The following is a 24198-nucleotide window of genomic DNA, read 5'->3' as shown; positions in this document are numbered from 1 at the left end:
TCTCAAATGCGTGGGGCATTGATCAGCCCACGCGGTAGTTGGGGCTCTCGCGCGTGATTTGCACGTCGTGCACATGGCTTTCTTTGAGCCCGGCACCCGTAATTTTTACAAAGCGGCAGTTCTGGCGCATCTCGTCCACCGTGGCACAGCCCGTATACCCCATGGCCGCGCGCAGTCCTCCGACCAGTTGGTGCAACACCGCCCCGGCAGACCCTTTGTAGGCGACCTGCCCCTCAATCCCTTCGGGGACCAGCTTGTCGCTGGCGGCATCTTTTTGAAAGTACCGGTCCGCAGAGCCGCTCGCCATGGCGCCAAGCGATCCCATGCCGCGATAGCTCTTGAAGCTTCGGCCCTGATACAGGATCACCTCGCCCGGACTTTCGTCGGTGCCGGCAATCATGCTGCCGACCATTGCGCAAGACGCGCCCGCCGCAATCGCCTTTGCGAAGTCGCCGGAAAACTTGATCCCGCCATCTGCGATAACGGGCGTATCACCAGCGGCAGCGGCACAGTCCATAATCGCTGTGAGTTGCGGCACGCCAACACCTGCGACCATGCGCGTGGTGCAGATCGATCCCGGACCGATGCCGACCTTGATCGCGTCGGCACCCGCGTCGATGAGCGCGCGGGTCGCTTCGGCAGTCGCCACGTTGCCTGCAACGATCTGCACGTCATTCGACAGCGCCTTGGCGCGCTTGACCGCTGCGGCGACGCCCTCTGAGTGGCCGTGCGCCGTATCGATCACGATCATGTCCGCACCGGCATCAACCAGCGCCTCTGACCTTTCAAAGCCTGCATCCCCTACGGTTGTCGCCGCGGCGACGCGCAGCCTGCCCAGATCATCCTTGCATGCGGTCGGGTTGAGGACGGCCTGTTCGGTATCCTTCAAGGTCAATAGCCCGGTCAGCTTGCCCGTCTTGTCTGTGACCAGAAGTTTTTCGATGCGCCGGGCTTTCATCAGGCTGATCGCTTCTTCGCGATCTGCAGGTTCATGCAAAATGGCCAGGTTTTCGGACGACATCATCACCGAGACCGGCGTGCTGTCATCACTGGCGAAACGCATATCCCGATTGGTCACGATCCCAAGCACGCGCCCGTTTTCATCCACGACGGGAAATCCGGTGACACGGTAACGTTCCTGCAAGGCCTTGGCGTCTGCGAGCGTCTGGTGTGCACGCAGTGTAATCGGGTTGTAAACGATCCCGGATTCAAACCGTTTGACGCGTCGGATTTCACGCGCTTGCTCTTCGATGTCGAGATTGCGGTGAACCACGCCGATCCCGCCTGCCTGCGCCATGGCAATGGCCATCCGACCCTCGGTCACTGTGTCCATGGCGGAACTGAGCAACGGAATGTTCATCGAGATGCGACGGGTCACGCGGGTGCGCGTGTCGGCGGTGGATGGCAGCACGGACGATGCCCCCGGCACCAGCAATACGTCGTCAAAGGTGAGAGCCTCACGAATCTCCATTGTGCACCTCGCTTTGGAGTGTTCATTTGGCAGTTTCCTATTTCATGGGGCGGAGAAAATGGAAAGGGCAAATTGGCCGTTTTAGAGTGTCAGGACGGGAGATGCCAACGAATGCGACACCACAATCTCGTACCGGCTTTTCTTGCGCGGCATCCGAACTGGTCTCTTTACCCATGGGTGTGAATGCGTAATCTTTGCAAAAAACACGACGATCGCCATGGCTGTCAAACCAGCGGCGACATCCGCAGGAGGCAAAGCCATAAGGTCAAAAGGCGCAATTCGTACCGCTCATTTGTTTTCTTGCGTGGTTGGGGAGCGTAAGGGGTGATGCGCCTTTGCTTTCATCTTGGCATTCACAAGACCGGGTCGTCTCTTATTCAGAAGAACCTGCTGCAGAACCTGAACCTTTTGAGAGACCAAAGGGTATTTTACGTGAATGCGGAAATGCCCGGTGCCATCGCCCGCCAGCGCAACGTCTTGCGACGCCTGCAGATACCTCAACGTGTTTCTCCGCCAGAAAATGCTCTGGAAGGTGTAAACCGTAAAATCATCGAGGCGGCGCAGCGCGCCGATGCCCGCGTTATTTTACTGTCGGAAGAAAACCGCATCGGTTTTCCGCTGTATTCGCAAATGATCCGGGTCGGGACACCGGCGCAGTTTTATCCGCTTGCGGACGCGTGTTTGCGCCGCGTGCTGCATGGTTTGGACCATCTCGACACGACACTTTTGCTATACCAGCGTCGGTTTGATCGCCTGTTGCCCAGCCTGTACTGCGAAGCGCTGAGAAACCTCGCGGTCACGGATACCCTCGATGCGTTCTGCGAACAAATCGACTTTGATAGTCTGAGTTACGAAACGCTTTGTGACAGGATTGCCTCTGCGGCACCGCATGCGTCTTTGGAAATAAAACACTTCGAGACAATCCGAACAGGCGCACATGCCTTCTTGCTAGAATTTTTAAGTGCATTCGGCATTGGCGAGACTGGCTTTGACTGTGATACCCGAGTGGTCCGGCAGGCAGTTGATGCGCAAAGAGCCGCCGAACTGTTGGCGCTGTCGCGCGCCCGGGTCGAGTTTGGCATGACACGTGAAATTCGGAAAAAGCGTCGTGAGGTCCTCGTACGCTCAGTGGATCGCGCTGCACAGCTTGTGTTGCCGGAGTGGGTCATGGACAGGTTGCATGGCGCTGAAGCCGACCACAAACGAACAGCGCAGTCATCAACAGGTTAATTCCAGCGTTGCCGCTGTCTGCGTTTCTGCGCAAAGTGGCGTGAGAGCGATCAATGGAAAGGCACGGTTTTGGCAGGGCACGGTTATGAAAGCGGGCGGCTTGATCTGCCCTTTGTCGGCATTTCAAGCTTTGCCAAAAAGCCCATTGCCAGCGACTGGTCTCAGCTTGCGGCTGATGTTGCTGTTCTGGGAGCCCCGTTTGATGCCGGAACACAGTGGCGCGCGGGGGCGCGGTTTGGCCCACGCGGGGTCCGAGAGGCCTCGACGCTGTTCAGTTTCGGTCATGCAGGGGCTTACGACCACGAGGACGACGCCACCTATCTGCCTGCCGATGTACGGATTGTTGATATGGGCGACGCGGATATCGTGCATACGGACACGGAAAAAAGCCACGCCAACATTGAAACAGGTGTGCGCGCGGCTCTTGCGGCCGGTGCTCTGCCAGTGGTGATCGGCGGCGATCATTCGGTCAATATCCCCTGCATTCGGGCGTTCGATGGGCAGGGAGATATCCATATTCTTCAAATCGATGCGCATCTTGATTTTGTTGATGAACGGCACGGTGTACGCCATGGCCATGGCAACCCGATGCGCCGTGCTGCCGAAAAGGAATACGTCACAGGGCTGACCCAGGTCGGCATCCGTAATGTCAGTTCGACTGCGCGTGAAGGTTATGAAGCGGCGCGTTCCATGGGGTCTGACATTCTGTCCGTCAGACAGGCCCGGACACTGGGAACGGAAGCGCTGGTCGCGCGCATCCCGCGCGACGCAAGGCTCTACATTACCATAGACATCGACGCGTTCTGTCCCTCCATCGCGCCGGGGACAGGGACGCCGAGCCATGGCGGCTTTCTCTACTACGAAGTGCTTGAACTGTTGCAGGCCGTGGCGCACCGGAATCCGGTTGTTGGTATTGATCTGGTGGAGGTCGCGCCGGACTATGACCCGACGGGCTCGACCGCTATTCTGGCTGCACAATTGCTGCTCAATACGCTCGGTTTTATCTTTCACGCACGCAGCGCGTTGCCCGAGGTTCAACCTTAAGATGCTGCGCTGCGCCAGCCTCATGATGTTTATGACAAAAATGACGTCCAATATGCCGCGACCAGCCTATTAAGTGACGCGGACCGGCTTTTGTTTCCCGGCCCGACAGCTATCCTGCCCGCAGGCAAAAACATGAGGCGACTTTCGGCATGAGCAGTGATCCTCTGGTGATCTTTACCCCATCGGGCAAACGTGGGCATTTTCCGGTTGGTACGCCGGTTCTGACGGCAGCGCGCCAGCTTGGTGTCGACCTTGATTCTGTGTGCGGGGGGCGCGGTATTTGCTCAAAGTGTCAGGTGGCGCCGAGCTATGGCGAATTCTCCAAACATGGCGTGACCGTGCAGGCCGGGGCACTGTCTGAGTGGAACAAGGTCGAGGAACGCTACAAGCAGAAACGCGGGCTGATCGACGGTCGGCGACTGGGATGTCAGGCCACTGTGCAGGGGGACGTCGTCATAGACGTGCCGCCGGAAAGCCAGGTGCACAAGCAGGTCGTGCGCAAACGCGCCGAGGTCCGCGACATCACCCTTGATCCGTCTACCCGACTTTTCTACGTCGAGGTCCAAGAACCGGATATGCATGATCCTTCGGGCGATCTGGAACGTTTACGCGACGCGCTGCGCGATCAGTGGGAGTTGGAAAACGTAACAGCCGACCTGCATATCTTGCAGGAGATGCAGCCCATCCTGCGCAAGGGGAACTGGAAGGTCACTGTGGCCGTGCATCTGGGCGATCATGAGAACAACCCCCGGATCATGATGATCTGGCCCGGTTATTACGACGGTACGGTGTACGGGTTGGCGGTGGACCTCGGGTCGACCACCATCGCGGCACATTTGTGCGATCTTCAAACTGGCGAGGTGCTTGCCTCATCCGGGTTGATGAATCCCCAAATCCGCTATGGCGAAGACCTGATGAGCCGTGTCAGCTATTCGATGATGAATGCCGACGGCGCCAAGGAGATGACGCGTGCGGTACGACAGGGTATGCGCGATTTGTTCAAGCAAATCGCGGATGACGCGGGTGTCGACCGGCAGTTGATCGTTGACGCGGTTTTCGTGTGCAATCCGGTCATGCATCATCTGTTTCTGGGCGTTGACCCTTTCGAGCTTGGTCAGGCACCTTTCGCACTGGCGACGAATTCAGCGTTGCGCCTGCGCGGTGATGATCTTGAACTGAATATCCACAGGTCGGCACGGGTCTATCTGCTGCCTTGCATCGCTGGCCACGTAGGCGCGGATGCGGCGGCTGTTGCTTTGTCCGAAGCACCTGACAAGTCTGATGATCTGGTGCTGGTTGTCGATGTAGGCACCAACGCCGAGATCTTGCTGGGCAACAAAGACAAGGTTCTCGCCTGCTCTTCGCCGACAGGGCCTGCATTTGAAGGAGCGCAGATCAGTTCAGGGCAACGCGCGGCGCCCGGTGCTATTGAACGTGTCGAGATTGACCCGGTCACCAAGGCCCCCCGCTTCAAGGTGATTGGCAGTGATCTGTGGTCTGATGACCCGCGTTTTGTCTTGGAGGCGGGATCGACCGGGATCACAGGCATCTGTGGCTCTGGCATTATCGAGATGGTTGCTGAAATGCGTATGCACGGCATCGTCGATGCAAGCGGACTTATCGGCGCGCCCGATCAAACCGGGTCTGATCGCTGCTTTCTGGATGGGCGCACGTATTCATACCTTGTGCATGACGGCACGGTCGATGGCGGCCCGCGCATTACCATCACAAATCGCGATATCCGCGAAATCCAAATGGCCAAAGCGGCACTTTATTCCGGCGCGCGCCTGCTGATGGACAAATTTGGTGTTGATGCCGTCGACCGGGTCGTTCTTGCGGGCGCATTCGGCGCGCATATCTCGCCAAAACACGCGATGGTACTGGGGATGATCCCGGATGCACCACTCGACAAGGTTTACTCTGCAGGTAATGCGGCGGGTACCGGAGCGCGCATCGCGTTGCTGAACCGGGGCGCAAGAGGTGAGATCGAGGCAACGGTCGGCGCCATACACAAGGTCGAGACGGCCATAGAGCCCCGTTTTCAGGAACACTTCGTCAATGCATCCGCAATGCCCAATGCTGTTGATCCCTTCCCCATCCTGAATGCGTTGGTTACCCTGCCGGACGTCATGTTTAATACCGGCGGAGAGTCCGGCGGCAAAAGGCGCAGACGCAGAGGATAGTCATGTCGAACGAAGCGCAAAAAGAGTTCTGGACTGCGTTTTCAGAGGTTTGGGTCGAACATCAGGACAGGCTCGACGCGTCGTTTGCTCCGATCCTTGATGAAGTCCTGCGCCGCGCGGATATCCAGCCGGGACAGCGGGTGCTTGATATCGGCTGTGGCACCGGAACCAGCACTGTCAGGGCTGCCGCGTTAACAGGGGCCTCAGGGCACGTCACCGGGGTGGATATCTCTGCGCCGATGATCGCGCGGGCACAAGAGCTTGCCAAGATGCATCCCAACGTGACGCTTGAAGTCTCTGACGCCGCAGAGGCCACGTTTCCCGCGCCGGGTTTTGATCGCGTCATTTCGCGTTTTGGCACCATGTTTTTCGAAGATTCTGTTGCAGCATTTGCCAATATTCGCAAGTCTTTGGCCCCGGGCGCGCGGCTGACCATGGCGTGCTGGTCAACGCTTGATGCGAACCCGTGGTTCAAGGTGCCGATGCTGGCGGCCAAGGAAGTGCTGGGCGCGCCGCCAAAGATAGATCCGGACGCCCCCGGCCCTATGGCGTTTCGGGACATTGACCGGGTTACAGGCATTCTGCGCGCCGCCGGATTTACTGATGTCTCGGGTGAGGCGGTCGCGTTGTCGCTGACACCGCTGGGCGATCTGCGTGACGTGGCACATCAATCCAGTTTGATTGGGCCCGCCGCGCGAACGCTTGAGCATTTTTCCGGTGGTGAGCGTGATTTGCGCGCGATTGCAGAACGTGTTGCCGATGGCTATCGCGGGTTCGTGCAGGGCGAGGCCGTGTTGGTGCCTGCCGAAATCAACTTCTTTTCTGCCCGTATCCATGCGTGATCAATGCACTTGACGGTGATCTGCGGTTTCACTAACTCACGTTCAGCGCGCGGGTATGGTGAAAAGGTATCACGGCAGCTTCCCAAGCTTTAGTTACGGGTTCGATTCCCGTTACCCGCTCCAAAAAAATTACTCTTTTTACTGGGCACTTGTCTTTTTGAGTTTGTGCCCAATCCCCACAAGTCCCCATTTGGGGGCAGCGATGCTCGTTCTAAGAAGCGCCATGTTCCTAAGTTCGGGCCCCCTAAAAAACGACCAAAAATCGCTATTCTCGCAAGGTACTTGAATGACCGAGGTGTGGCCAAACCTGCCGTTCGTGAAGAATAGGAATACGTAATTAAAAAAGGATTTGCCGCTGTTTCTGGATCAGTGACGTCAATACAGCGAGCCCAACAGAAAACAGTCCAGCCAGTGGTTAAAGGCGCTCGCATTGCTTTAGCCTAACCTTTTACGAACTTCGATCTCGTTCCGGCTTCCAGCGACGATGGATCCAGAGCCACTGGCCCAAATGTTTGCGGACTTGCGCTTCCAAACTGTCATTGCAAGCTTGGGTCATAGTAACAGGGTCGGTATGGGGTACTGGCGCTTCCAGTACAATATCGATGGCAATGCCATCGGAGTTGCGGATGCCGTAGGCCGGGATGAGCTCCGCATTGTATTTAAGAGCCAGTTCCGCGACCGAAGTCGCTGTGGGTGCTGATTTGCCAAAAAATAACAAGTCTTCACCCTGATGAAAATACTGGTCAATTAGCAACCCTACAGCTCCGCCTTGCCTCAAATACTTCACGAGGCCCGCCATGCCGCGTCGATCTCGTGCGAAGAGCGGCTCGCCGATCCTCTTCGTCACGGTGACATAATGCTCGTTGAAATAGGGGTTATTCATTGGCCGATAAAGCCCGCCGATGCTCCACCCCATCTCTCTCAGAGCAACGCGCACTGCTTGGTAGTTTCCGAAATGACCTGAGACAATAATTACCGGTTTGCCCGCGGCTTGCGCATCTTTGAAAGCTTCAAGACCCGGACCGGAAACCGACGCTTTGCGCATGATCTGGCTGAAGTCATCACTCGAGTAAAACTCCATGAGTGTGCGGCCAATGTTGTCTGGTACGTCGCGGCAAATACGGCCGACCTCTGCTTTTGAAAGCTCTGGCAAAACATGCGCGAGGTTTGCGCGTATACGCCTGGAATAACCTGCAAGCGGCGCAACGATACGCGAGACAATCCAGCCCAAAAGCGGCACGCGCCAGCGATAAGGCAGAACTAGCGCGAGTCGGATGATCGCTCTGAAAAAGAGGTCTGTTATCCGGTCCAAGATTTGATTTCTGCGCTTTTTCAAAACAAATCCTTCGTATTGACCTGAACTGCATAGGGTTGTGCCCCAGCGAATGCGTGCAGTTTAGAACAGTGCCCTAGAAAGCGCCGAATGGTTGGTCGGGAGAATACTGTCATAAGGGATCTGCCTACTTGCCGGTAATCAATGCCGCGAAGCCAATAGAATGAAAAGGTCATTGATCCACAGTTTAACTATGCTGCTGAAGCTCATCATGAGCAGGCACCAGGGCCATGACCGAACAATATAAGCTCTTGAGGCTAATCGGAAGTCTGCTCCGTGCTGAATACTGACCTTCGCAGGGTTTTTGAGGTTGTGTGTTTTGTTGCGCAACGCGGTTCTTCATGGCCGGAAACTCAAAAGTTGATTCCGAACGACTGCCTTCCCCAACAGCGGACACGGGCGGAACATCGTTCTGATCCCGCCGTACGAACGAAGCTGCCACTTGATACTCTTTCCTGCTACGGTTCGTTCAAGTTTTTGCTACGGAAGGAGACCTTAAGTGAAAGTACTTATCCATGGTGTGCCGGATACCAGCTACATGTGGTCTCCACTGATAGAAACAATGAACCTTTCGCCAGATAGCTTTGTCGCCCCGACCATGCCGGGATTTGATGGCAAATCGCATGGCTCTTTCAGTGCAACCAGAGACGCCTACCTGCAATGGGTTGTCCAAACGCTTGATGAAACAGCTGCAACCCACGGCCCAGTGGACATAATCGGACATGATTGGGGGGCCCCGCTCATTGCTTTGGCTGCGCAAATGCGCCCGGAAAAGATACGGTCTTGGACAGTTGTGAATGCGGCGCCAGAACCCAGCTTTGAATGGCATTCCATGGCGCGTTTGTGGCAAACGCCAATTCTGGGCGAACTGTTCATGTTGCTGGGCAATGCTCGCAAGTTTGAGAAAACCCTAATCGACAGCGGTATGCCCGAAAAAATCGCAGCACATGAAGCACCCCTGATTGACAAAAACATGAAGCAATCGATCCTGAAGCTTTATCGGTCTGCCAAGAATCCGAAAGACTGGACTATGGATTTTTCAAATATCTCTGACCGTGGCCTGATCTTGTGGGGCGTGAATGACCCTTTCGTACCCGTAAAAGTGGCTCGAAGTTTCAGCGAACGCTGGGGAATTCCTTTGCACGTGGAAGAAGGCGTCGGTCACTGGGGTATATGCGAAAAACCCGAAGCATTTGCTGCCCATCTGAAACCGCATTGGGGACTGTAAGCTTGCAAATTTTGGCTTGAGCCAAACACGCAAAATAACGCGCGTATAATAATTCGGTTGTCCGCCTCTGGTCCGGGAACGCCCTTTGCAGCGGGTGAACGCCGATTAAACGGAGCCTTTGAGCTGATTTTGTTGAAGTACCCCAGATTGCGAAATTCGTGCGGTTCCGTCGAATTTGATACATGCGCGAACGTATGGACGCGCTGCTAACCCGAAGACCGGTTCTGACGGTTCCTTTGGCAAATTGAACCCCTTCAGCGTGCGCGGTGAAAACCGTCACCAACCTGACCAAAAACCGATTTTTTATCCAGATGAGCTTGATGCCGATATTCGGGCTGGTCGTTCCAAAGGTCGCTGTGTCGCGTTAATATGCCGGTTGCCACTGGAAACTCAATAATTGGTTCCGAACGAGTGCCTTGCCCAAGAGCAGACAAAGGCTGAACAACGACCTGCTTCCGCTGAGTGGACATTTCGGATGCCGAAATTCACTGCCAAGCTTATCTCTCGGGCATCTCTAAAATGGTGATTTCACCTGTGTATCTCATTCGAAACCGAAATTGCTTTAGGCGGGTGTAACGCTTAATGTCTCTCTAAGATGCTGCCAAAATGGAATTCTTCACCGCAGATGATAATTGAACGCGTGGTTGCAACGCTTTTATTTGCTTTCGTAGAAGTCGGTATTTTTATTTCCCATCCACGGCTTTACAGGCAGTCTGTCCGGCGCGCGCGGTCGTTTGGGCGTTATCCATTCCATTCATTTCCAAGATCCGCCAATGAGAAATTCCTTTGGCGAAAAGTGTTTGACCACGATCCAACCTTTGTGCGCCTGTCCGACAAACTGGAATTGCGGAAATACTTACGCGAAACTGGTTTGGACCTTTCCATGACGCCAGTACTTTGGGCGGGTTTTTCTCCACGCGCACTGCCTGAGAAATTGATGACCGGAGACGTCATGATCAAAGCCAATCACGACTCGGGATCTTATCTCGCCATGTGGTGCAATGAACATTCTCGCGACGCCGTAATAGCGAAACTGGAGCACGCCTTGAACAGAGACTTCAGTTTATCTTTTGGTGAATGGGGGTACAAAAACGTTACGCCGCGCGTGTTTGCCGAAAAACGAATTGGCCAGAGCAGCGACAATCTCAACGATCTGAAGTTTTACACCTTTGGGCGACGCATTGAGCGGATTGTTCATATACAGGACCGGCCAAACGGGCGCTTTGGGCAGGTTTTCGAACCTGACGGGAAAGGAGAATTTTTCCGGCTGGACCGCGCGCCATCTGTATGCGACGGCAAAATTGAAGTTCCATTGGAAGGTATTCTGGGCCGTGCTGTTTCGCTTGCCCGCGATCTTGGCGCGCCGTTCGATCACATGCGCGTCGATCTTTTGGAAGCCGAGGGCAAGCTTTGGTTGACGGAAATGACAATATACAATCAGGGAGGACACATCACAAGCGGCGGTGCCGATCCTGATACCCAAATCAGTCGGGCATGGGACCTGCGCATGTCTTGGGCTATTCGTACGCGATCAGGTGGAATTGGCCGGCGCATTTATCTCGGAATGCTCAAACGCGCTCTGGATCGAGCCAACGAAAAACTGCCAAGCTTGCCGCCTGCGTGATGGCATTGGAATTTTTCACGTAGTTTCATGTAATCGGCATCAGGTGTTTCTGAATGACAAGTTTGGGCGCGATGCGGTTTGACGGTGCTGGTTTCGCGGGCCAAACGCTCCTGACCTTGTTTGGTTTCAGGACGAACCGGGCGTCCATGTGCCTTGGAATGACGCGGCTCGATTTGAATAATGGGCGCGCGGTCGTTTGCTGACAGAGGCAGAATGGGGACACACGGCACACGGCACCAAGGGAGACGCGCGCTTTCCGTGGCGTGAAAAGCGCGACTTACTAAGTTTTTCCCGTGTCATGTCTGGTAAGCGATTTCCCGAAACCGAACAGACAAACCGTACAAACGGGCCGAAACCGATTGCGGCCTTCGTTGCGTCGGGCACTGATGTGTAACAGTTGGGCAAAGCAGCCCGTGCTCTGCTGAACGACAAGCTGTTTTTGCGTCGAAACCCTACGCTCCCTCCAACGCACAAGCTTGATAGCGCCGTTTACTTAATACGCCTGTACAGACCCAAAGCGGTGAACGTAGCAAATAGCAGGGGAAGCGAAGCAGGCAGCGGTACAGCGTTAATTGGCGCCCGAGAGACGCTTCCCGAACTCACATATCTGGTCGGCTGTATTGAGCAAGAAACCGAAAACACGCACGTGCCCTCGACTGAGCTTGACGTCTTCAAGTCGAACTCATCTGTCATCAGTAGGTCAGCATTTCTGAGATTGCTCGGTGCTACTGACAGCAGAAAGTTCAAAGCGCCGGCCGACAATCCATCGGAGGTGATGAGGGCAATACTCTGTCCGCCCACGAACCCATCGGTACGATAGTCGAAATACCTTTGTACGACCCCTCCAGATGCATCGAAAGTTGTCACATCGATGTTGGAATACACGACAGGACCTGTATCGCTAATGTCGAAAGAGCCAATCGCCCACCCTTGATCTTCGAAGACCACATCTTTCAGCGTCCACGTGGCAGCTTGTGCCGACCCAACTGTAAGGCTCGCAAGGATAAAAACAAAAAATGTCAGCGTAGCTTGAGGCGACAGAAACTGTCAAACTTACGTTTTGACCGAAAATTTGCGCCTTTCGCTGCGGAAAAACACACACGCGTCGAACCGGCGTATACTTTGGGCGTGATGCGGTCATTCATCGAATTTTGGGGAACGTCTGCTATCTCGCGACTTGCTGCCGTTCACGATTGAAAATTCGAAGTTTTGTCTTTGAATGGTTTCCTGGCATAAAAGCGGACGCTGGCGAAAATTCTGGCTACTTCCGCTGTGCGGACAAAGTAAAACTCTACTCGTTCCGTCACTTATCAATCAAGTTCGAAGGTCAGGCCAACGGCCAGAACGCCGTCTGTGGACTGGCCGTTGCCGGGGATGAGTTGCGCGAAAAAGTTGCCGTATCGCCCTTGCAGCCCTCCCAGCAAGATAAGGTCGCCGACTGCGATCTCGAAACGGTCTCCGTCGCCGGGATACAGCGCGAGGCCGGCAAAAGCGCCAAACGCCCAGTTGTCGCCTTCCCAGAAATCGTACCCGACCGAAACGATCGGACTGATTTCCTCGTAGCTGTTGTAATAGACGCCGACGCTGTAATCGAGCGTACCTTCCCAGGTCAGAAACACGCCCGGATTAAATTCTTGAAACTCCTCGCTGGCGTTAAAATGTTCCGACCCCAGCAGGATCGACACCCGGTCTGGACCCGCATGGGCCGCGACTGGCAGCAGAACGGCACAGATCGGCGCGAGGAATTTCATCGGTCAGTATCCTTTCATCAAGGGAATCGCATCAGAACCCTTGTCTTTATGGTGATGAAATTAGGTAAAAATACGATCTACGGCAGCAAGACGTCTTTGAATTTGTCGCGCAAGTTCCGCTTGAGCACCTTTCCGGTTGCATTGCGCGGTAGCGCGTCCGTGAACACCACCGTGTCAGGACGCTGCCACTTCGCGATCTTGTTGTCGAAAATGCTCAGAACATCGTCGACACTGGGATTTTGCCCCTCAGCGGCGACCGCGACGAGCACAGGCCTTTCGTCCCATTTCGGATGTGGAGCGCCAATCACGGCGGCATCGGAAAGTGCAGGATGGGCAATGGCGATATTTTCCAAATCTACCGAACTGATCCATTCGCCGCCTGATTTGATGATGTCCTTCGCCCTGTCCATGATCGTGAGATAGCCGTCCGGGTCAATTCTTGCGACATCTCCGGTATTGAACCAACCGTCCTGAAGGGTTTCTTCCGTACCCATGTGAAAATAGGCGTCCAGAATATACGGGCCGCGGACGACTAATTCGCCCTGCGTTTCGCCGTCATGGGGCAGCACGTTGCCTTCCGGGTCGCGCAGGGCCAATTCCACGCCAAAAGGCGGACGGCCTTGGTTCTCTCGCAGCTTGCGTTGCGCCTCCACCGGCATTTCGGCGTGTTTCGCCAGAGGACGATTGACCGAACCGATGGGGGACATTTCGGTCATGCCCCAAGCGTGGATCGTCTCGACGCCGTACTCGTCGCGGAAGGCGTCGATCATGGATGGCGGGCATGCGGATCCGCCGACAACTGTTTTTTGCAGTGATTTCAATTCGCTGCCGGACTTTCTTGCCTCACCCAGCAAACCCAGCCAGATTGTCGGCACGCCAAGAGCGATATTGATCTGGTATGTATCAATCAAACCAATCAATGAGGCCCCGTCGAGATTGGGCCCCGGCAGAACCAGCTCAGCACCGACCATCGCGCAGGCGTAAGGTGTCCCCCACGCATTCACGTGGAACATCGGGACTACAGGAAGAACGATGTCGGTTGCGGAAAATCCAACGGTGTCGGTCAGGTTGCAGGCAAAGCTGTGCAACACGGTTGAGCGGTGCGAATATAGCACGCCCTTGGGATTGCCCGTCGTCCCTGAGGTATAGCACAAGGATGACGCGGTGAACTCATCGAATTGCGGCCACTCATAGGCCGGATCGCCTTGTGCCAGCAGATCATCGTAGGCAATGATCCCTGGCAAAGCTTCTGAAGCATCACCGACCTCAGCTTCCAGCAAGACGATGTGCCTGACCGTCGTCAATTGGGCGTGGATCGCGGCAACAAGCGGCACAAAGGTGCGGTCGATAAAAAGCACCTCGTCCTCGGCGTGGTTGAGAATGTACACAAGCTGTTCGGGAAACAGGCGCGGATTGATCGTGTGGCAGACAAATCCCCCACCGGATGTGCCGAAATAAATTTCCAGATGGCGCCGGTTGTTCCACGCGATCGTGCCGCAGCGCGCTTGCTGTGACAAACCCAAGCCAGAAAGAGCCGATGCCAGCCTGCGCGCATTGGCGTCCACGCCGCCCCAGTTGGTGACCTCGACCCCGCCGCCTGTGTTAACTGATACGATCTTGGTTTGCGCGTGATAGCGTGCGGCGTGCGCACTCAACGCGGAAATCAGCAAAGGCGCCTGCATCATCTGGCCCAGCATGACTGTCTCTCCTCCCTAGGGTGCCGGTTATTCCCGGTTGTCTGAACCTGCCTGCTTGCGTCTGATCTGGCAAGACTTGGCTTTCATGGCCCGTGGCGATAGCACTGCACGCATGACCCTTCCTTATCTCACCCCGCTGAGCGCAAAAGAACAAGCTGCACAAGGTATTGCCACGCCTGCACCGCTCGCTATGGCGGATCAGGTACGATTTTCCGAACTTGATGTTCTCAGGCACGTCAACAACGCAGTGTACCTGCAATGGTTTGAACGCGTCCGGGTCAGATACATGTCACTTTACGACGTGTCGCGCAGCTTGGGCGGAGCTGAAGGACCGCGCATCGTAATCCGGTCGGGTACGATCCATTACAAGCGCGAAATGCTCATGGATGAAACCTACATTGTCACCTGCCGTTGCACCGCCTTCCGCAACACATCTTTTACAATGCATCAGGAGCTATGGTCCGGTGGCACGCTGCGCGCGACTTTTGAATGCGTGCTTGTCCTGCTTCAGCCTGACGGGTCCGGGCGCTATCCCATCCCATCCGCCCTGCGGACAAGATTTGTCGAGGACGACGGCGCCAAGCCTGAAAGCTGAACCGGATCGCCGGTTTCACATCGGGTCGTGACAACGCGACGCTGTTCAACCGGGCAGCGGGAATTAGTCCCGTTGGCTGTGAATAAACTGCACAAGTGCTGCCGTTGATCCGTCTTTGCCGTCCGCAGAGGCGTCGCCGTCGATGACGGGCTGCAACGATGTTGCGAGCTCTTTGCCCAACTCTACGCCCCACTGATCAAAGGAGTTGATGCCCAGCACGACGCCTTCGACAAATACCCGATGCTCATACAGTGCGACGATCCGGCCGAGCGTGAACGGATCCAACTTGGTGTACGCCAAGGTAGTCGAGGGCCGATTGCCTGCAAAAACCCGATGACGGGCTTGCCGCTCGAGTTCTTCGCCGTCGAACTTGCCACGCATCTTTTCGCGAGCCTCTTCCAGACTGCGCCCGCGCATCAGCGCCTCTGATTGTGCCAGACAATTGGCGATCAAGAGATTGTGGTGATGGGCCAATTCAGGTTCATGCCCCTCAGCGGCGATCATGAACTCGCAGGGGATCACTCGCGTCCCTTGGTGGATCAACTGGTAAAAAGCATGCTGTCCATTCGTGCCTGCGGCCCCCCAAACGACCGGTCCGCTGTCGACCTCGACGGTCGATCCGTCCATCTGAACGCTCTTGCCGTTACTCTCCATCTCAAGCTGCTGAAAATAGTTGGGCAGTTGTCGCAGGCGCTGGTCATAGGGTAGTACCGCGCGGCTTGCATGCCCGCAGACCTGTGCGTGCCAGATGCCGACAAGCGCAAGCATTGCTGGCATGTTGTCCACCCAGTCGGCGGCTTGGAAGTGTCGGTCCATGTCCTGTGCGCCACGCAGGAAGGCATCAAATGCCTTTGGCCCGATGGCGATCATGAGCGACAGGCCAATGGGCCCCCACATGGAATAACGCCCGCCGACCCAGTCTTCAAAACCGAAAACACGTTCGGCGGGAATGCCGAAATCCGCGGTCAGTTGGTCTGCTGTGGATAGTGCGGCAAACTGGCTTTTCGGATCGCCACCGTGATCTGTCATCCATGCGCGCGCCGTTCTGGCATTCGTCATCGTTTCAATGGTGGTAAATGTTTTGGATGCAACGATGACCAGCGTTGTCTTTGCATCAAGATCGCGCAAGGTATCCGCGATATGGGCCCCGTCAACGTTTGACACGAAATGGCAGCGCGGACCGTCGTGATACGGCGCGAGCGCCTGAGTGGCCATCGCGGGCCCAAGATCAGACCCCCCGATCCCAATGTTGACCACATCGGTATATGCCCCTGCCCGCACCTCTTGCGCAAAAGCACGCATCCGCGCCAAGGTGTCCAGCACGCCGGGCATCACGTCTTGACCATCGACCATGACTGGCCCGCCATCGAGATTGCGCAGCGCCGTGTGCAGTACCGCGCGCCCTTCGGTGTCATTGATCGGCGCACCGGCAAACATGGCATCGCGTTTCTCGGCGACACCCGCGACTTGCAAAAGGCTGATCAGGCTACGGCGGGTTTCGGCATCGATATTCGTCTTCGAGTAATCGAAACGCATGTCACCGGTTTGAACGCTGTATTCGTCAGCGCGGCCATCTTCATCGAAAAGCGACAGAATGGCTCTGTCTTTCGTTGCCAATCGCTGTTCCTGCAGATGTGCCCAGTGCGCTGTCATTCCGCCCAATGTACCGTCCCCCCGCTCATCACTGCCTTGATTGGCGCCTGTTCTGGAGGCAGGTTGCGTGCCCGTTCCCAAGCGTCTTTTTTTGCAGTGCCGAAAATCACCAGATGTTTGTCCATTGCACCATCAAGTGCCGGTGCGCTCAGCGTGATGCGTTCCTCTGGCTGGTCTGCCGGCGCAATCGCGCAAACCAGCGGCGCATCCGACGCCATAGCTGCTGGCAATTCCGGCGCGCCGGGGAAAAGCGATGCGGTATGCATGTCATCGCCCATGCCAAGAAGCAGGAGCGACAAGGGCATCTCACCTGCCAATTCTTCCGACAGTATCGGCGCGGCTTGGGCCGCGGTCATTCCATCGCGATAGAAGGATACGAAATGGGCCGCTGCTGCCCGCCCGGTCAGTAATCGCGACTTTACAAGCCCCGCGTTTGACCGCGGGTGGTCTTCCGGCACCCAACGCTCGTCGGTCAGCATGACATGCACCCTGTTCCAGTCGATATCGACCGAACTCATGGCATCAAACACTGGTCCCGGGGTGGTTCCGCCCGGCACGGCAAAGCTGGCAAACTCGTGCCGCAAAAGGCATTTGCGCAGATCACTCGTCAGCGCGTGTGCAAGGTTCATGATCGCCATGTCACGATCGGCATTGCTGTTGAATGTCATCAGCTCAACTCCCGCCACTCACGCCCATCCCGTCGCATCATCTGCGATGCGGCGTCGGGCCCGGTGCTATGACTATCATAAGGCTTGGGGGCATCACCACGGTCGATCCACCCTTTGATGATCGGGTCGGTCCACGCCCAGGCTGCCTCTACCTCGTCGCCGCGCATAAACAGGGTCTGGTTGCCACGGATGACATCCATAATCAGCCGTTCATAAGCGTCAACATGCTCTGCGCTGTCAGGGCTGAGCGCATCGGCGAAAGTCATATCCAGCGGAACATCCACCAGACGCATCCCCCCCGGCCCCGGCTCTTTGATGGTGACCCCCATTGTAATGCCCTCGTTCGGTTGCAACCGGATCGACAGAACATTGCGGTGCCGTCCGGCATCTTCATCGAAGATGGAGTGTGGTGTCTGCTTGAAGACCACGGAAATCTCGCTGGACCGTTTGGCCATGCGTTTTCCGGTGCGCAAATAGAACGGTGTGCCGGCCCAACGCCAATTGGCAATGTGTGACTTGAGAGCGATAAAGCTTTCTGTTTTGGAGCGCGGATCGCCTACGGCGGTGCGGTAGTCGGGTTGCGCCTCTTCGTTGCCGGGTTCCGCGCCATACTGACCGCGCACGATCTGATGCGGTTCAACCTCCTCCAAGGCACGGATCACTTTGAGCTTTTCATCCCGAACAGCGTCAGGATCAAAATGCGCCGGTGGTTCCATCGCGATCAGGCACAAAAGCTGCATCAGGTGGTTTTGTACCATGTCCCGCATGGCACCTGATTTGTCATAGTATTCACCGCGGCCACCCACGCCTACGGTTTCGGCGACTGTAATCTGGATATGGTCGATAAACTGACTGTTCCAAAGCGGCTCGAACAACATGTTGCCGAAACGGATCGCCATCAGATTTTGCACAGTTTCTTTACCGAGATAGTGGTCGATACGGTAAATCTGATGTTCGTCAAAATATTTGGCCAGCGTACCATTGAGAGCCTGAGCCGTTTCAAGATCGCGACCAAAGGGCTTTTCAACCACGATACGTGATTGGCTGTCCGCCATCCCGTAGCTTTGCAGCCGTTCAGCGAGATCACCGAAAAGCGAGGGGGCCACCGAAAAATAGTAGGCTTCGATCCGGTCTTCGCCTGCCATCTTATCGCGCAGCTTTTCCCACCCATTGGTGCCCTTGGCATCGATGGCCACGTATGAGACGCACCCAAGAAAATCGGACAAGAGTGCCTCATCTATTTCGGCATCGCCCTTGAACTCGTGAATGGCCTCGCCCACCATTTGTGCATACGCAGCATCGTCCATATCGCTGCGCGCCGCGCCGACGATACGCGCACTTGGGGGCATCTGACCTGCGCAGTATCGCCTGAACAGTCCCGGCAAGATTTTTCGGCGAGCCAGATCGCCAGTGCCACCGAAGATCACCAAGTCAAACGGTTCGACCGGAATAACGCGTGAAACCATATTGCACCCAATAGTTTTGGCGCGCATGCGGCGCGCTGTTTTCTGTTAGCGCAAACATGCACAGATGCCCCGTGTTCACAAGAGTGTGCATGCGCATTTACCGGAGATTTCTTGCCTTATGTCACTTCGTAGCACACATATTCCCACAGACGAACGAGGAAGGGCAAAAAATGCGCGATCTTGCACAGGCAAATGTCGGTAAGTTCAAAAATCCGACACGTACTGCCACAGGCGAAGAACGTGCGACAGTAACTCTCAGCTCTCCGAAAACGCTATGGTTCAACACGGGAACCTTGTGCAACATCGAATGTGTAAGCTGCTATATCGAAAGCAGCCCGACCAACGATGCACTTGTCTACATTAAGGCCGACGAGGTGCGCGATTACCTTGACCAGCTTGAGCAGCGGGACTGGCGGGTGAGTGAAATCGCCTTTACCGGCGGCGAGCCGTTTATGAACCCGCAGATGATCGACATGATGCGCGCCGCGCTGGATCGCGGGTATGAAGTTTTAGTTCTGACCAACGCCATGCGACCAATGATGCGCAAAAAGATGCAGGCAGGGTTGTTGCAGCTTAATGCTGCATTCCCCGGCAAGATCACGCTGCGCATTTCAGTCGATCATTTCGACCCGATGGTGCATGACGGCGAACGTGGCGTTGGCGCTTTTGACAAAACACTCGCCGGTATGGAATGGCTGCGAGACAATGGCTTCCAAATGGCCATCGCGGGCCGGTCCATCATGGCAAATAGTGAAGCAGAGAGCCGCGCGGGATATGCGGCTTTTTTCGCGCGGCACGGCTTTGACATTGACCCGAACGACCCGTCAATGACCGTCCTTTTTCCCGAGATGGACATAAGTGTAGACGTACCCGAGATTACCACTGCGTGCTGGGATATTCTTGGGAAGTCACCTGACGCACTGATGTGCGCATCTTCGCGCATGGTGGTGAAACGCAAGGGGGCTGAAAAGCCGTCCGTGCTGGCGTGCACCCTTTTGGCTTACGAACCCGAATTTGAGTTGGGCACGACCCTCGCCGAGGCAGAGGGAGATGTAGCTCTGAACCACCCGCATTGCGCCAAGTTCTGCGTTTTGGGGGGAGCCAGTTGCTCTGCATGAGCCACTTTTGTTCCGATTGGTGCGGTGACCTGTGCGTCAGGTTCTGTCATCTAAATTGCTTTGAAACAGCGGCTTGCGATCTTTGCCTGAAATGCTCTGGCTTGATCCGCGAAAGCTTTTTGCGACGCGCGTGCCTGTAACCATGACGCCACAATATCTGTGGTGTCGCTTGACCAAATCTTCATAAAGCCCGCCTTTGCGCGGGTCGGGTGATGTTGGTTTCTTTCGCCGAAGGTCAGTCTGTCGACAGCGGCTCGATACTACAAGCTTGCTCAGACGCAGTAACAGAGACGACTTGGCGACGTTCAAATTTTCTCGGCTTACTACGCTGGTAGTTGCGCGGCTGGTGTACTCGTTCTGCCCGCCGCCCTTTAGTGCAGCGTGAATTCTCCGGTCACGTTGCGCCACTCGCCGGGTCGGATCATTTTGCGGTGCGTAAACTGTACGGAATGCAGCGGCCCCTCGATTTCCGACTGCCAGAATTCCACGAATTTGAACAGACGCGGATGATCCGGCGCCAGATCATATTCCTGCCAAATGAAGGAGTTCAGAACGTGGGTGTAATCAGGCATACGGTAAAAGAATTCCGCCGTTGTCAGCCCGTACCCTTTCAGCATTAACTCTGTTTCGGATGGGGTCATTTTTACCTCAATGTCGTTTCTTGTAATGACAGAATGCCACGAAGAAATTACTTTACAATAAAAACAGTATGTTAGCACTTGCATCCCCCGGCTGCCAGCGCAGCCGAAACTCGACCATTGCACCTTATATGTCCACTCTGCTAGAGTGCTGACACAATATATAGACTTGCGGAAAATTTGGGCATACAGCGTGAGCGACACACCACAACCCCCTGAAAATGATGATGAAATGACACCAGAGCGTCCGGAGTATACCGGGCCGACGGTTAGCATCGAGCACGAGATGCGCACGTCCTATCTGGACTACGCGATGTCAGTCATTGTCAGCCGTGCGATCCCTGACTTGCGAGATGGTCTCAAACCGGTGCACCGACGCATCCTGTTTGCGATGCACGAGACAGGCAACACGCACGAAAAAGCGTATCGCAAGTCTGCCCGCCCCGTTGGTGATGTCATGGGTCAGTATCACCCCCATGGCGACAGCGCGATTTACGATGCGCTTGTGCGTATGGCGCAAGATTTCTCCATGTCACTCCCTTTGCTCGATGGTCAGGGTAACTTTGGTTCAATGGACGGGGACAACCCTGCCGCCATGCGATACACCGAAGTGCGCATGGACAAGCCCGCAGCTTATCTGCTGGCAGATATCGACAAGGACACTGTCGACTTTCAGGATAACTACGACGGCAAACAGCAAGAACCGACAGTGCTGCCTGCCCGTTTTCCGAATATGCTGGTCAATGGTGCCGGCGGTATTGCTGTGGGCATGGCTACCAATATTCCGCCGCACAACCTTGGCGAGGTGGTTGATGCCACGCTGGCACTGATTGAGGAACCTGACCTTACCTCCGAGCAGTTGATCGAATATGTTCCCGGGCCAGATTTCCCAACAGGCGGCATCATGCTGGGCCGGTCGGGAGCGCGCAAAGCCTACCTTGAAGGGCGCGGTTCGGTCATCGTGCGTGCAAAGACCCGCACAGAGGAAATTCGACGCGACCGTTGGGCGATTGTCGTCGATGAAATTCCATATCAGGTCAACAAAGCCTCGATGATCGAGAAGATCGCAGAGCAGGTCCGTGAAAAGAAGATCGACGGCATCGCTCACGTGCAGGATGAATCCGACCGCAATGGCGTGCGCGTGGTGGTCGAGCTGAAGCGTGATGCGGTACCCGATGTTGTCATGAACCAGCTTTACCGCTTTACGCCGATGCAAACCTCATTTGGTTGCAACATGCTTGCGCTCAATGGGGGCCGGCCGGAACAGCTTACGCTTCGAAAATTCCTGACATCCTTCATCGATTTTCGCGAGGAAGTGGTCGCCCGCCGCACCGCATATCTGCTGCGCAAGGCACGGGACCGAAGCCATGTTCTGTGTGGCCTTGCCGTTGCGGTGACCAATATCGACGAAGTGGTCAACACCATCCGTTCGTCTGCCGATGCAGCCGAGGCACGTGAAAAACTGATGACACGCCGCTGGCCGGCCGAACAGATACTTGACTACATCGCTTTGATCGATGATCCGACCCACACGGCGAATGACGATGGCACCTACAATTTGTCAGAGACACAGGCCCGCGCGATCCTCGATCTGCGGCTGCAGCGCCTGACGCAAATCGGCGTCAAAGAAGTCACCGACGAGCTTGAAGAACTGGCCGGTAAGATCAAGGAATACCTTGAAATTCTGGGGTCGCGTGAACGCATCATGGCGATTATTGCCGATGAATTGCGCGAGGTACGGGAGCTTTTTGCCGTGCCGCGCCGGACCGAGATTGTCGACTGGTCGGGCGACATGGAAGACGAGGACCTGATCGCGCGCGAAGACATGGTCGTGACGGTGACGTCGGGCGGATACATCAAGCGCACCCCGCTTGCCGATTTCCGCAGCCAGAAGCGTGGCGGAAAGGGATTGTCGGGCGGAACGCTCAAAGAGGACGACGTTGTGACAACGCTCTTTGTGGCCAATACCCACACGCAGCTTTTGTTCTTCAGCACAGACGGAATGGCATACAAGCTGAAAACATGGCGTTTGCCGCAGGGCGGGCGCACGTCCAAAGGCAAGGCGATCGTCAATATCCTACCCATTCCGCAAGGGGTTTCAGTCGCGGCCATTCTGCCGATTGATCGTGAAGAAGACGCGTGGGACGAACTACAGATCGTTTTCGCGACATCAGCCGGAACCGTGCGTCGCAACGCGCTGAGCGATTTTACCAACGTGAAATCAAACGGCAAAATCGCGATGAAGTTCGAGGATGAGCACGCCGATACCACGTTGATCAACGCGCGCATTGCATCACCCGGCGATGACGTGATGCTGGTAACTGCCTCTGGCAGGGCGATCCGCTTTCCGACGACAGATGTGCGTGTTTTCAACTCTCGGTCATCTGTGGGCGTAAGGGGTGTCAGGCTGTCGGACAACGACAGTGTCGTATCGATGTCGGTCATTCGCCACTTTGAAGCGACGCCCGAAGAGCGCGCGGCGTATCTGAAACAGCGCCGCTTGATGGCGGGCGTAACCGAAGATCCGGACAATGACGAAGAAGAGGTGTCCCTCGGCAATTTGTCGCCGGATCGCTACGCCGAGATGTCTGCCGCAGAAAACCTGATCTTGACCATTACTAAGGGCGGCTCGGGCAAACTCACGTCCAGCCACGATTACCCGGTGCGTGGACGGGGTGGCATGGGGGTAACAGCCTGGGACAAGCGCATGCAGACCGGGACGATCATCGCGTCTTTCCCCGTTGAAATGGAAGATCAGATCATGTTGGCGACGTCCAACGGACAGTCGATCCGGGTGCCTGTCGACGGCATCTCATTCCGTTCACGCTCTGCAGGGGGTGTCAAAGTCTTTAATACTGGCGCCGGTGAAGAGGTCGTGAGCGTTGCGTGGATCGCGGATCAGGGTGACGAAGACGCAGGTGAAGAAGAAGCCTGACACGGGTTAAACCACAGCGGGTACCCTGCCCTGTGGAGACATCCTCTGAATTGCGGGTTGAAGAAATTTTTTCGAGGTGCTTTGCTCTGGTTAGCAACGGAGGCTCCGAAAAAATGTTAAAACCAGTTACAGTTTTGATCCTGACAGGGATTATGGCGGTTCAGGCCTGTGGGCCGGCTGCGACCCCTGAACAACAAGCGCAACGGCAGCACAATATCGCCTGCGCCACTGGCACGATCGCTGGCGCGGTGATTGGTGGTGCTATTGGCAACGAATTTGGCAGCGGCTCAGGTCAGGATATCTTGCGCGCTGGCGGCGCAGGTGCAGGCGCGGTCGCTGGCCAATCATTCGCGTGCTAAGGGGAGAGAAACAAATGAAACTTACGTATCTCGCACTACCGGTGATGGTCGCTCTTGCAGTGCCCGCCTTGGCACAACAGGGCGGCCTGAACGAAAGTCACCTGAACGCAATTGATCAGGATGGTGACGGGGCGATATCGAAACAGGAATTCGATACATTTACCGCGTTTGCCTTTGAAAAGATGGACACAAACGAGGACTCGGTGATCTCGCCTGATGAGTTGGACGACCATATGGTAGGCGATGCTTTCAGCATCCTCGATGATGATGGAAACGGTACTATCAGCGAAGATGAGTTTACCGTCCAAATGGAAGAGGATTTTGCCACCGCTGACAAGGACGGCGACGGTATTCTGAATTGAT

The 24198-nt window shown here is 55.8% G+C and carries 19 protein-coding genes and 1 tRNA gene; 12 read left to right on the top strand and 8 right to left on the bottom strand.

The window, feature by feature from the left end; translation table 11 throughout:
- Nucleotides 1–22: 22 nt before the first annotated feature.
- Entirely contained in the window at nt 23–1471 is a 1449-nt protein-coding gene (guaB, locus tag AC2D8V_RS15800) for an IMP dehydrogenase (protein WP_484734527.1), read from the bottom strand.
- Nucleotides 1472–1795: 324 nt separating this feature from the next.
- Between guaB and AC2D8V_RS15795 the strand changes: the two genes are divergently transcribed.
- The 5 genes from AC2D8V_RS15795 to AC2D8V_RS15775 all read left to right on the top strand — a co-directional run bounded on the left by AC2D8V_RS15795 (nt 1796) and on the right by AC2D8V_RS15775 (nt 6893).
- The gene (locus AC2D8V_RS15795) at nt 1796–2701 is read left to right on the top strand and encodes a hypothetical protein (protein WP_484734526.1); all 906 of its coding nucleotides are present in this window, start codon (nt 1796–1798) and stop codon (nt 2699–2701) included.
- A gap of 69 nt (nt 2702–2770) precedes the next feature.
- Nucleotides 2771–3745, top strand: a complete 975-nt coding sequence (gene speB / locus AC2D8V_RS15790) for an agmatinase (protein ID WP_484734525.1) — start codon at nt 2771–2773, stop codon at nt 3743–3745.
- A gap of 149 nt (nt 3746–3894) precedes the next feature.
- Nucleotides 3895–5928, top strand: a complete 2034-nt coding sequence (locus tag AC2D8V_RS15785; RefSeq protein ID WP_484734524.1) for an ASKHA domain-containing protein — start codon at nt 3895–3897, stop codon at nt 5926–5928.
- Between the two features lie 2 nt (nt 5929–5930).
- On the top strand, nt 5931–6770 hold the full coding sequence (locus AC2D8V_RS15780) for a class I SAM-dependent methyltransferase (RefSeq protein WP_484734523.1): 840 nt from the start codon (nt 5931–5933) through the stop codon (nt 6768–6770).
- Between the two features lie 49 nt (nt 6771–6819).
- A tRNA-Gly gene (locus AC2D8V_RS15775) sits at nt 6820–6893 on the top strand.
- Nucleotides 6894–7218: 325 nt separating this feature from the next.
- Here the strand turns inward: AC2D8V_RS15775 and AC2D8V_RS15770 are convergent.
- Nucleotides 7219–8082: a lysophospholipid acyltransferase family protein gene (locus AC2D8V_RS15770; RefSeq protein ID WP_484734522.1), complete on the bottom strand. Its 864-nt coding sequence runs from the start codon at nt 8080–8082 to the stop codon at nt 7219–7221.
- A 520-nt stretch (nt 8083–8602) separates the two neighbouring features.
- Here AC2D8V_RS15770 and AC2D8V_RS15765 point away from each other — a divergent pair.
- Together AC2D8V_RS15765 and AC2D8V_RS15760 are read left to right on the top strand one after the other, a co-directional pair.
- Entirely contained in the window at nt 8603–9331 is a 729-nt protein-coding gene (locus tag AC2D8V_RS15765; protein WP_484734521.1) for an alpha/beta fold hydrolase, read from the top strand.
- A 595-nt stretch (nt 9332–9926) separates the two neighbouring features.
- Nucleotides 9927–10955 (top strand): ATP-grasp fold amidoligase family protein, encoded by a 1029-nt coding sequence (locus tag AC2D8V_RS15760; protein ID WP_484734520.1) that lies wholly within the window; start codon nt 9927–9929, stop codon nt 10953–10955.
- 1310 nt (nt 10956–12265) lie between these two features.
- Here AC2D8V_RS15760 and AC2D8V_RS15755 read toward each other — a convergent pair.
- Together AC2D8V_RS15755 and AC2D8V_RS15750 are read right to left on the bottom strand one after the other, a co-directional pair.
- The gene (locus AC2D8V_RS15755; RefSeq protein ID WP_484734519.1) at nt 12266–12706 is read right to left on the bottom strand and encodes a hypothetical protein; all 441 of its coding nucleotides are present in this window, start codon (nt 12704–12706) and stop codon (nt 12266–12268) included.
- A 77-nt stretch (nt 12707–12783) separates the two neighbouring features.
- Nucleotides 12784–14403, bottom strand: coding sequence for a long-chain-fatty-acid--CoA ligase (locus tag AC2D8V_RS15750; RefSeq protein WP_484734518.1), 1620 nt, complete (start codon nt 14401–14403; stop codon nt 12784–12786).
- Between the two features lie 85 nt (nt 14404–14488).
- Between AC2D8V_RS15750 and AC2D8V_RS15745 the strand changes: the two genes are divergently transcribed.
- Nucleotides 14489–14998: an acyl-CoA thioesterase gene (locus AC2D8V_RS15745; protein ID WP_484734517.1), complete on the top strand. Its 510-nt coding sequence runs from the start codon at nt 14489–14491 to the stop codon at nt 14996–14998.
- A gap of 63 nt (nt 14999–15061) precedes the next feature.
- Here the strand turns inward: AC2D8V_RS15745 and pgi are convergent, their stop codons facing one another.
- The 3 genes from pgi to zwf are packed head-to-tail and all read right to left on the bottom strand — an operon-like array spanning nt 15062 to nt 18785.
- Nucleotides 15062–16651, bottom strand: coding sequence for a glucose-6-phosphate isomerase (gene pgi / locus AC2D8V_RS15740; RefSeq protein WP_484734516.1), 1590 nt, complete (start codon nt 16649–16651; stop codon nt 15062–15064).
- A complete protein-coding gene (pgl, locus tag AC2D8V_RS15735; protein ID WP_484734515.1) occupies nt 16648–17319 on the bottom strand; it encodes a 6-phosphogluconolactonase in 672 nt (223 codons plus the stop codon). The genes pgi and pgl overlap by 4 nt, the downstream gene beginning before the upstream one ends.
- Complete coding sequence (zwf, locus tag AC2D8V_RS15730) at nt 17319–18785, bottom strand: glucose-6-phosphate dehydrogenase (RefSeq protein ID WP_484734576.1); 1467 nt, start codon at nt 18783–18785, stop codon at nt 17319–17321. The genes pgl and zwf overlap by 1 nt, the downstream gene beginning before the upstream one ends.
- 170 nt (nt 18786–18955) lie before the next feature.
- On the opposite strand from zwf, the gene AC2D8V_RS15725 reads away from it, so the two are divergent.
- Complete coding sequence (locus tag AC2D8V_RS15725) at nt 18956–19903, top strand: radical SAM protein (RefSeq protein ID WP_484734514.1); 948 nt, start codon at nt 18956–18958, stop codon at nt 19901–19903.
- Nucleotides 19904–20274: 371 nt separating this feature from the next.
- Here the strand turns inward: AC2D8V_RS15725 and AC2D8V_RS15720 are convergent, their stop codons facing one another.
- The gene (locus AC2D8V_RS15720) at nt 20275–20544 is read right to left on the bottom strand and encodes an usg protein (protein WP_484734513.1); all 270 of its coding nucleotides are present in this window, start codon (nt 20542–20544) and stop codon (nt 20275–20277) included.
- Between the two features lie 229 nt (nt 20545–20773).
- Between AC2D8V_RS15720 and gyrA the strand changes: the two genes are divergently transcribed.
- The 3 genes from gyrA (at nt 20774) to AC2D8V_RS15705 (ending at nt 24197) form a co-directional block, all read left to right on the top strand.
- Entirely contained in the window at nt 20774–23476 is a 2703-nt protein-coding gene (gyrA, locus tag AC2D8V_RS15715; RefSeq protein ID WP_484734575.1) for a DNA gyrase subunit A, read from the top strand.
- 113 nt (nt 23477–23589) lie between these two features.
- Entirely contained in the window at nt 23590–23835 is a 246-nt protein-coding gene (locus AC2D8V_RS15710) for a glycine zipper 2TM domain-containing protein (RefSeq protein WP_484734512.1), read from the top strand.
- 14 nt (nt 23836–23849) lie between these two features.
- On the top strand, nt 23850–24197 hold the full coding sequence (locus AC2D8V_RS15705; protein ID WP_484734511.1) for an EF-hand domain-containing protein: 348 nt from the start codon (nt 23850–23852) through the stop codon (nt 24195–24197).
- The last annotated feature ends 1 nt before the right edge of the window (nt 24198 follow it).

Source organism: Roseobacter sp. YIN89 (assembly GCF_057219365.1).
Note: the sequence above shows the minus strand (reverse complement) of the source record. Positions and strands in the feature narration are given on the sequence as shown.

Bases quoted from the DNA above. Each gene is read 5' to 3' on its own strand.
- pgl (WP_484734515.1), bottom strand. From the start codon at position 17,319: ATGACATTCAACAGCAATGCCGATCGTGACATGGCGATCATGAACCTT.
- AC2D8V_RS15705 (WP_484734511.1), top strand. From the start codon at position 23,850: ATGAAACTTACGTATCTCGCACTACCGGTGATGGTCGCTCTTGCAGTG.
- AC2D8V_RS15720 (WP_484734513.1), bottom strand. From the start codon at position 20,544: ATGACCCCATCCGAAACAGAGTTAATGCTGAAAGGGTACGGGCTGACA.
- AC2D8V_RS15785 (WP_484734524.1), top strand. From the start codon at position 3,895: ATGAGCAGTGATCCTCTGGTGATCTTTACCCCATCGGGCAAACGTGGG.
- zwf (WP_484734576.1), bottom strand. From the start codon at position 18,785: ATGGTTTCACGCGTTATTCCGGTCGAACCGTTTGACTTGGTGATCTTC.
- AC2D8V_RS15725 (WP_484734514.1), top strand. From the start codon at position 18,956: ATGCGCGATCTTGCACAGGCAAATGTCGGTAAGTTCAAAAATCCGACA.
- gyrA (WP_484734575.1), top strand. From the start codon at position 20,774: ATGACACCAGAGCGTCCGGAGTATACCGGGCCGACGGTTAGCATCGAG.
- AC2D8V_RS15760 (WP_484734520.1), top strand. From the start codon at position 9,927: ATGCTGCCAAAATGGAATTCTTCACCGCAGATGATAATTGAACGCGTG.
- AC2D8V_RS15755 (WP_484734519.1), bottom strand. From the start codon at position 12,706: ATGAAATTCCTCGCGCCGATCTGTGCCGTTCTGCTGCCAGTCGCGGCC.
- AC2D8V_RS15780 (WP_484734523.1), top strand. From the start codon at position 5,931: ATGTCGAACGAAGCGCAAAAAGAGTTCTGGACTGCGTTTTCAGAGGTT.
- guaB (WP_484734527.1), bottom strand. From the start codon at position 1,471: ATGGAGATTCGTGAGGCTCTCACCTTTGACGACGTATTGCTGGTGCCG.
- AC2D8V_RS15750 (WP_484734518.1), bottom strand. From the start codon at position 14,403: ATGCTGGGCCAGATGATGCAGGCGCCTTTGCTGATTTCCGCGTTGAGT.
- AC2D8V_RS15745 (WP_484734517.1), top strand. From the start codon at position 14,489: ATGGCCCGTGGCGATAGCACTGCACGCATGACCCTTCCTTATCTCACC.
- AC2D8V_RS15710 (WP_484734512.1), top strand. From the start codon at position 23,590: ATGTTAAAACCAGTTACAGTTTTGATCCTGACAGGGATTATGGCGGTT.
- pgi (WP_484734516.1), bottom strand. From the start codon at position 16,651: ATGACAGCGCACTGGGCACATCTGCAGGAACAGCGATTGGCAACGAAA.